8 protein-coding genes and 2 pseudogenes are annotated in these 8480 nt (G+C 54.7%); 8 read left to right on the plus strand and 2 right to left on the minus strand.

Annotated elements, in window-relative coordinates; all coding sequences use genetic code 11:
• Positions 1-3: 3 nt before the first annotated feature.
• Positions 4-1254 (minus strand): IS110 family transposase, encoded by a 1251-nt coding sequence (locus tag JMJ16_RS51625; protein WP_201382990.1) that lies wholly within the window; start codon positions 1252-1254, stop codon positions 4-6.
• 37 nt (positions 1255-1291) lie between these two features.
• On the opposite strand from JMJ16_RS51625, the gene JMJ16_RS51630 reads away from it, so the two are divergent.
• From JMJ16_RS51630 to JMJ16_RS51645, 4 genes and pseudogenes are all read left to right on the plus strand, one after another.
• On the plus strand, positions 1292-1564 hold the full coding sequence (locus tag JMJ16_RS51630; protein ID WP_201382989.1) for a hypothetical protein: 273 nt from the start codon (positions 1292-1294) through the stop codon (positions 1562-1564).
• Between the two features lie 152 nt (positions 1565-1716).
• Positions 1717-3529, plus strand: a pseudogene (locus tag JMJ16_RS51635) (PAS domain S-box protein); the annotation flags it as partial.
• 320 nt (positions 3530-3849) lie between these two features.
• Positions 3850-4107, plus strand: coding sequence for a hypothetical protein (locus JMJ16_RS51640; protein WP_201394389.1), 258 nt, complete (start codon positions 3850-3852; stop codon positions 4105-4107).
• A 255-nt stretch (positions 4108-4362) separates the two neighbouring features.
• Positions 4363-4677, plus strand: coding sequence for an RNA-binding protein (locus JMJ16_RS51645; protein ID WP_201394391.1), 315 nt, complete (start codon positions 4363-4365; stop codon positions 4675-4677).
• Positions 4678-5847: 1170 nt separating this feature from the next.
• Here JMJ16_RS51645 and JMJ16_RS51650 read toward each other — a convergent pair.
• Positions 5848-6329, minus strand: a pseudogene (locus JMJ16_RS51650) (IS6 family transposase); the annotation flags it as partial.
• Positions 6330-6489: 160 nt separating this feature from the next.
• On the opposite strand from JMJ16_RS51650, the gene JMJ16_RS51655 reads away from it, so the two are divergent.
• From JMJ16_RS51655 to JMJ16_RS51670, 4 genes are all read left to right on the plus strand, one after another.
• A complete protein-coding gene (locus JMJ16_RS51655) occupies positions 6490-6960 on the plus strand; it encodes a universal stress protein (RefSeq protein ID WP_201394392.1) in 471 nt (156 codons plus the stop codon).
• Positions 6961-6982: 22 nt separating this feature from the next.
• Positions 6983-7237, plus strand: coding sequence for a hypothetical protein (locus JMJ16_RS51660; protein ID WP_201394394.1), 255 nt, complete (start codon positions 6983-6985; stop codon positions 7235-7237).
• Entirely contained in the window at positions 7230-8066 is an 837-nt protein-coding gene (locus JMJ16_RS51665; protein ID WP_201394396.1) for a transaldolase family protein, read from the plus strand. Before JMJ16_RS51660 ends, JMJ16_RS51665 begins: the two co-directional genes overlap by 8 nt.
• A gap of 26 nt (positions 8067-8092) precedes the next feature.
• Positions 8093-8480: hypothetical protein (locus JMJ16_RS51670; protein WP_201394398.1), on the plus strand; the 388-nt coding region annotated here is incomplete at its 3' end.

The raw sequence follows: 8480 nt of genomic DNA on the forward strand, positions 1-8480 counted from the left end.
CGGCTAGCTCACCCATTGGATGCCAACCTTGTTCGCATCGTAGAGATCTTGCGTCTTGAGCAGGTGAACAACTACGATAATCATTTTTCGCATCACGGCAACCAAAGCTGTCCCTTTTTTCAGGCCATGATCCACGAGACGCTGATAGTAGTCCTTGAAGGGAGAGTGTTTCTCATGTAGCGAGCGCAAGGCAGCCAAGTAGAGCAAGCGACGAACTCGTCCGCTCCCCCGTTTGGAGAGCTTGCGCTGTCCTTTCCATTTCCCGCTCTGCTTGACCTGGATATCCAAGCCAACGTAGGCCACAACTTGATCCATATGGGCAAAGCGCTGCACGTCCCCCAATTCGGCTCGCAGCACCGCAACGGTCAGTGGTCCAAACTCGGCAACAGCGAGCAAGCGTTTTGCCTGGGGATCGTTGCTCAGCAACTGCTCAATTTCTTGCTCAAGCTGAGCCAGATTGAGGAGCGTATGCTCCAGTTGATCACATACAATCGAGAGGCTTTTCGAGCGTGCCATCACCGCCACCTCGCTGGCAATCGAGGTCTGCGCCAATGCCACAAGGGCTTGAGCCGTCTGGTGACCATAATGGTGAGGCGCCAACTCATGCAAGAGACGAGACAGCGGCTCGATTCCAGCTCCCACGACTGCCTGGGCACTGGGATAGCGCTTCAGGACTGCCAGAGCGGTGGGGCGTGTGGGGTCGGCAAACACCTGCACAAACTCAGGGAACAACACGACCAGAAGCGCATGCAGCTCGTTTTTGTAGCGGACTACATCCTCGCTCAGTTGTTGTTGCAAGCGAAGCAGTTCGCGGTAGGTTCCAATCTGCTCATCAGGCAAGTAGCCAAAGCGGGCTTCCCCGCTGAGCAAGACGCGTGCGATGGTCCCTGCATCCAGTTGATCCGTTTTGGCACGCAGGCCTCGCTGCTGCGCAAAGGCATGGACCTGAGCTGGATGCAACAGACACAGGCGGTATCCAGCCTTGAGCAGGGCCTGCGAAAGGTTTTCTGCGTAGCGCGAGGTCGCCTCCAATCCAACGAGCATCGAAGAGGGATCGCTCTTGAGGCTCGCGAGTTTCTCAAAGAGCCAGTCAAACCCCTCTCTCGTATTAGCAAAGGTGGTTGGTTTGAAAACCTGCCGTTTCTCGGGGGTCAAACAGCACATGGCGCAGGTTTGACTGCCAATGTCGATGCCAACCACATACCGAAGAGATGTTGGTTCTGGCGGCGTCGGGACAACGTTGCTCTTGGACATGATCGCCCTTCTCCTTTCTCATGGAGTTGGTTCTCGCATGCAGACAAAATCCACCCAGATGGTCGCAACAGGAAGCCTGCCCTTTCAGGAGAAGCGAGAACTCACGCTGGATCGGCAGTCATCTCATCTGCGAGAGACGCTGCAACAAGCCCAATGGTCGTTTGCCGTCCTGATGGAGACAGGGAGCCGTCTATTCAAGGCGGTCACCGTTGGGGTCAACAGGCCGCATGTTACCACAAAGGCTCTCCTGTTGGTTCCATCGTCGAGAAGAGATGAACTTTTGCCCTCTCTCTTCTCTCCTGACAATTAGTATATGAGTTACTAAAATATCAGTTATCTGAGAGCTGACTCTGCTTGTTTCTCACAGATATCACATCATTTCACTAGACGTGCTTTCGATTCGAGCAGGAATGCGTCTTCGTTCTCAGGGATGGGGTACGTGAAAGGGAGATTGACCGCAGTATGTTGAAGACAAGACAACCCGAGCGTCTCACACCAGAGTCTCATGAGACGCTCCTCACTATTCTCGAGACCCTTCCTGGGGCCTTGTTTGTGCTCGATGATGCCGCAACGATTATCTATGCCAATGCAAGCGCGCAGGCCTTGACTGGAGTCGCACCAGAGACACTGGTTGGAAACAGCTTCTGGCGTTGCGCACCACAGGTGGTGAGTACTGTGCTCTACCAGGCCATCCAGAAGACGAAACAGCCCCGAGCACTGACCGAGGTGCAGTATGTGTCTTCCGTCACCCAGCGCTGGCTGCACGTGCATCTTTCTTCGACTAGTGGGGGACTCACCTTGCAGTTCCATGAGATGGGAGCACCAGCTAGCTGGGCGCCAGGAGATCGTTCACCAGCGCGAGTCCCTCTACATGGAGGTCCTGGAGAACGTGCATGCTGGGATCGTCTTTCTGACGCCCGAGGGGATCGTCTTGGACCTCAATAAGGTTCCGTTAGACAATGCGCAGATCCGACGTGAAGAGGTGGTTGGCAAACCCCTGGTTGAAGGACCCTGGTGGTCCTTTTCTCCTCCCAGTCAAGCGCAATTACGCGCAGCCATCAAACGCGCCAGCAGGGGCGAAACGGTGCGGTTCGAGACCCCCATTCACCCCAGAGAAGGCATGGAGGAGCTTCACCTGAAGGTCGCGATCACCCCCCACAGGGATGCGGATCACCACGTCGAGTATCTCGTCATGGCTGGCATCGACATCACCGCGCGCAAGCGCGCCGAAGCGGAACTCCATACCCTCATCGATGCCATCCCTCAATTTGTGTGGATCTTGCGCCCCGATGGCTTTAGTGAATACGGCAACCAACGTTGGCGTGACTATACTGGCATGACCCACGAACAATACCAAGGGGATGGCTGGCTCCAGGCCATCCACCCAGACGATTCTCAGCACACGCTGACAGTCTGGCATCATGCATGTGCCTCAGGTGAACCTTTTGAGATCGAATATCGTCTGAAGGAGGGCAAAACAGAGGGGTATCGCTGGTTCTTAGCCCGCGCCATGCCAGTGCACGATGAAACCGGCCGGATCGTCAGGTGGTTTGGCACCTGTACCGATATTGAGGAGCAGAAACGAACGAAGGAAGCCTTACGCCAGAGCCAGGAGCGCGCGAGCACCCTGATGAACTCCAACATTATCGGGATCAATGTCGCCGAAGGTGAGCAGATTGTGGACGCCAACGACACCTTTCTGCGCATGACTGGCTATACCCGCGAAGACCTCCGCGCGGGGCACATCAACTGGATGCGCATGACGCCTCCGGAGTATCTGGCTCGGACCCAGCAGGCCCATCAGGAACTTGCCACTCAGCAATCGATGCCGCCCTATGAGAAAGAGTACGTATGTAAAGATAGTAGTCGCCTTCCAGTGCTTGTGGGTCGTGTCGTCTTACAGTATCACCCATCCCAAGCAATCGGCTTTGTGTTAGATAATTCGGCCCGCAAGGAGTTGGAACAACGCAAGGATGCCTTTATCAGTATGGCCAGCCATGAACTGAGGAACCCGCTCACAGCATTAAAGATGCAGACCCAACTGGTACGAAAACGACTGGAAAGGCAATCCCTTTACGAGGCTGCCACAGCGCTTGCCAGGGTAGAGGGCCCCGTCAAGCAACTTGAACGCCTAATCGGAGAGTTGCTTGATGTCTCCAAGATCCAGGCGGGCAGGCTGGAGTACCTGCAGGAGACAGTCGATCTTGAGGCGTTGCTCCATGATGTGGCAGACACGATGCAGCAGCTACATACGACGCATACCATTGTGGTGCGATTCGACCACTTTTCTGTTCCACTGCACCACCTACCCCGTTCCCTCCTTTGAGGAACGTAGCACGAGTTGCGCGCGGCGTCCCCAATTTCCAAGATGTCGATGGAAGAAGCGGCATGGGGAGCGGCATTGCCAGGATGACGAACGCCGATTCCTATGATTCACATCAATTTCCCATCCTTCAGTTCAAAATCTGATCACCCTTGAGTTAATTTACCAGCACGCTCATCCTGCCATCCTCCAAGAAGGAATGCTGTATACTCGTAAGAGAGAGAAAGAAAGACCACTAGGCCCTCGTACTCTGTCCTACTAAGGAAATACCTATGGACACTTCCTTCGAGATACAGCTCCCCGATGGTCGCCGCATCCGTCTGACGCCTGAGCAAGCCCTGGAATTTGTTGCCTGGCTTGCTCCACACATGTCTGACCTCCCAGAGGCCCTGGCCACCTGGCTCGCACAACAACATCCCCTCACCCACGACCTGCCGCCACTTGAACCTTACTGCGTGGTTGAACGCTCACCCCTCGACGGACACTATCACATTGTGGACTTTGGCCTCGATATCCCCTCTGAGTCATGAACACGACGCCTTCAAACCAACCATACCTGTGTTTGTCACATGTGCTATGACAATGGCAGGAGCGTATGTTGGTCGGGAAGCCACACAGCGTGATGCGATCTCACGGTTTCAAAACCGTCTCATATCAGGGAATAGACTATCCCTCTCTGTTGTTTATGATAACGTATGGCATTAGAAAGAATTGGATCGCTCCTGTGAGAGTTGGTTTCACGAGCATCAATTGTCGAGAGATGTCAGCACAGGAGCAGAAGTAAGATGAGAATTTACGTTGGAGGCCTCCCCTATCAGTCAACCGAGCAGGATCTGATCCAGCTTTTTGAGCAGGTCGGCCAGGTTACCTCCGCCACAGTCATCACCGATCGTGAGACTGGGCGCAGCAAAGGCTTCGGCTTTGTTGAAATGAGCAGCGATGACGAGACCCGCGCGGCTATTGAGCAGCTGAACGGCTCAACTCTGGGCGACCGCACCATTACGGTCAACGAGGCCCGCGAGCGTCGCGCTCCCGGTGGTGGTGGCTACCAGAGCCGTGATCGTCGCTCAAATGGTGGTGGTTATCGCGACCGCTACTAGTCTCTTCTAGCGAGAAAAGAAGTGAAGAGCATTCTCCCCCGTCGCGGAGAGGATGCTCTTCACTTCTTTTTGACGGAAAAGGATCCTTCGCAAGTGAATGGATTCACCCTGCTTCTCATGACCATTCACACTTCCTCCCTCTTTCCCGTACGCATTTTCTCCACACGAAATGAGAAAAGCGTTTACCTGGGGCGCAACACACATTTCCCGATGGCCTGATGCTGGCCATATTTGCTGTCAGCATCAGGCTATGATACCCCCTCACAGCCATACAACGGAGAGAAGCAAATCAAAGTATCCGTTGGATAACACACACATTACTGACTGCAGAGCTCCACACAAAACCAACTGCTACTCCTCACTTTGCCTCTCTAGAGGAAACAGTTCGACATGCAGCGTTCCCGATCTCATCCCCTGGGGCAACCAGAGCGATGACAACTCCATCTGGGCAACAAGCTGAATCATCAAAAGAGTGTATGAGCCCCAATCATATGAGTCGGTGTCCCCTCTGCCCTCGAAAGACCCAGTACACCGCCATCCGCTCCAGGCCGCGGGGAAAATCAATCCGAGAAAAAAAGAGCGAGTCGCAATGGCTCGCTCTTTCGACTAAACCATGGATAATGGATAGAACCCCAAATACGTGTGGGGAATGAGCAAGAGTATAAAACACTTCAAGGCGCTTGTATACCACACTAGTACCAATCAAGCTTTTTCATCTCCAGCAGCATCCTCCCACCAACGTCCAGAGAACCAGCCCAATTCTCGCGCCAGCACATCACCACGTCCCTGATCCACTCCTCCACCCTTTTCAGATCTCCAGCACAGTCGAGAACCTCACTTGCCTCTGCATACCCATTCACCCCACATGGCACGGTAGTGTTGCAAAAAGATTAAAGCTCTGCAAATTGAAGTACACACAAACATACCTCACTAGTAAAAGATGCAAAACGTGCGCCCTTTCTCTAGAATAATGATTCTTGTGCTGTAATTACTGGTTCCATTTTCTCCACTCAAAATTTTTTGCAACACTACATTCTACAGTGTGAATATCCTCCAGGTGCTTTTTCCAGCGCTCCGTATATGCCTTTAATCGTTTGGACTCTTGTTCAGGTTGTGTTGCAAAAAATCTGAGAGGATGCTTCAGATAAAGCTCGCCCATCCTTATTGGGCTTAGGTTGCTACTCCAAATAGCTCTGCGATGAATGGGGCCTGACTTGGACTGTTTCCTTTTTTCACTCCTTGCATTTATTCTTGTCTCATCATATGTATTGCTTCATATCCCTGGAGGGTTCTCCATGCCGTTTCGAAAGACCAGAAGCCCATTCCTGGTTTTACCAGTCGTTTGATGAAACGGTGATCTTGTTCGACCAGGTTGTTGAGATACTTGCTCTGCCGCAATTCACACGAGTGGCAAGGTCACCAGCTGGCTTCAAATCTTTTACGGCCTTTGGGGAGGCTGCGTTTTTGTCGACGGTGATCACACGTGGAGTTACTGTATGGGAAGCTCCCAGCGCTTTCGCGAAAAAGCGTTTCGCAGCCTGGGTGTCGCGAAAGGCGCTTAGCAGGAACTCTCTCGTGTTCCCTTGAGAGTCCATCGCACGGTAGAGATACATCCAAACGCCTTTCACTTTCACATAGATTTCACCCACACGCCTCCCCTAATGTTACCAAGAGAGTACTAGACTGGGAGTATACAAGAAAGATCCTGCAGAGCCACCTTCGTACTTGCGCTGGAGACCAGCCTCAAGCTCCGCCTCACAGCCCAACCTTGTCTCACGAAGGCGCCTATCTACAGGGCCGGGGGAGCCTCCCATGTCCAAGGCATTGTCTTGTCCCAACAAAGCACTGGAGGTGACGGTGATGTTTGAGCCTCATCGACTGCAACAGACGTTCCTCCAGGCTGTCTATGCGTCTCTGGTTCCTGTATCCAGAAAATGCCTCACTCTCATACAGCAGTCACATCCCATTTCCTGGAACGGGAACCGACGTCTCCTCGCTGCTGAGAAAGGAGCCAGCCATGCATGTATTACTGGTGCTCTTGCCCATGTGACAGCGCAGGCTTCGGAGAACGAAGAGACCTATGCGCTGATCGCGCTTGCGACCCACGGGCGCACAGGATGGGGGCGCCTGGTTGTCAGCAGCGTCATCGAACGAGTGCTTGCCGCCACACGATGGCCCGTCCTCGTTGTTCATCCACCGCGGAGCGGCCATAAAAGGAGCCAGCATAGCCGTGCCACAGAAAGTGCTCCACGAGAGGCGAGAATCGGGAGACCAGGAGACTGACGAGAAAGGAGAGACGATCGCGATGACAAATTTCCTTTTGCAACTGAAGACCCTGGGGCAGAGTGTCTGGCTCAATGACATCGACCGCGAGCATCTGCTCTCTGGCCTCTTTGGGCGCCTGATCGAGGGAGATGAGATGACCTCTCAGGCGCGGCGGGGAATCCCACCATTTTTGAGTATGCGATTGATCACGGCACGGCCTATGATCAGCAAATGCGGCAACTCATCGCCCAGGGGATGTCCGCTCAGGCCATCTACGAGACGCGGCGATGACTAATGTCCGGCAGGTCGCGAATCTGCTGCGCCCTACCTATGAGCGGACAGACGGACAGGACGGATTCGTGAGCATCGAAGTTTCCCCCGCTCTGGCCTCCGAGACGGAAAAGACCCTTGCCGAGGTGCGCCGTTTCTGGCAGTCGATCGATCGACCCAATCTGGTGGTGAAGATTCCCGCAACGCCAGCCGGGATTCCTGCCATTCGCCAGGCGCTGGTCGAGGGCATTAATATCAATATTACGTTGATGTTCTCCATCAAGAACTACCGCCAAGTCGCCGAGGCGTACCTGTTTGCCCTGGAAGAGCGTCTGGCCGATAGCCGCGACATCAGTCGTATCGCCTCGGTGGCGAGCTTCTTCGTGAGCCGCGTCGATGTCCTGGTAGACCACCTCCTTGAAGAGAGGGAGGACGATCCCCGATCCAGCAAAGCGAATACAATACCAGGCGCTCCAAGGAAAGATTGCCATCGCCAACGCACGCCTGGCCTGTCAGGCGTTCACACAACTTTTTGGAGGTCCACGTTTTGCGGCGCTCAAAGCGCACGGAGCGCGGGTGCACCGTCCCTCTGGGCCAATACGGGCACGAAAAAACCAGTCTACCGCGATGTCCTGGAAACCTTGATCGGCCCTGACACAGTGAACACGATGCCGCTTGCCACGCTTGAGCGCTGGCGCTCGCCTGGGCAGGCGCACCGCTCCATCAAAGATGATCTGCAAGCGGCGCAGGAGAGCCTTTCAGCGCTTGCACTGGTTGGCATCCAAAAGTTTCTGGATTCCTTCCAGGCCTTGTTGGACAGCATCGAGAAGAAACGCCAGCAGATTCAGGCCTAGCAGAGGAGAAGAGAGGAGTCAGACGTATGCCCTTTGTCACCCAGCCGCTGCGCTCACCCCAGAGCCTCCAGCCGCCCTTTGTCGGGCGCATCGCAGAACGTTGTTGGTTCATCCAAGAGGTACTCACCCCCGATGAGCCTGCTGTTCATCTTATCGGGGTGGGGGGGCCACCTGGCATCGGCACCTCGGCTTTACTTGCCCAGTGGCGTGAAGATGTAGGTACGGCTCCTTTCGGGAACGGGTGTCTGACGGCATTCGCTGACGGACGGGTGAGCAGCCCACTTCGGGTCATGCGCGTCTATGCGGCGCAGTTGCGTGCTGCCGGTGCGCCACTGGTGGCTTTCGAGGCCCTGCTCGACCACCTGCTGAACGCCGCCCGGCGTCCCTGTTCAGTTGAGCAGCAGGCGGCGCAGA

It is taken from the genome of Ktedonobacter sp. SOSP1-52 (assembly GCF_016587395.1).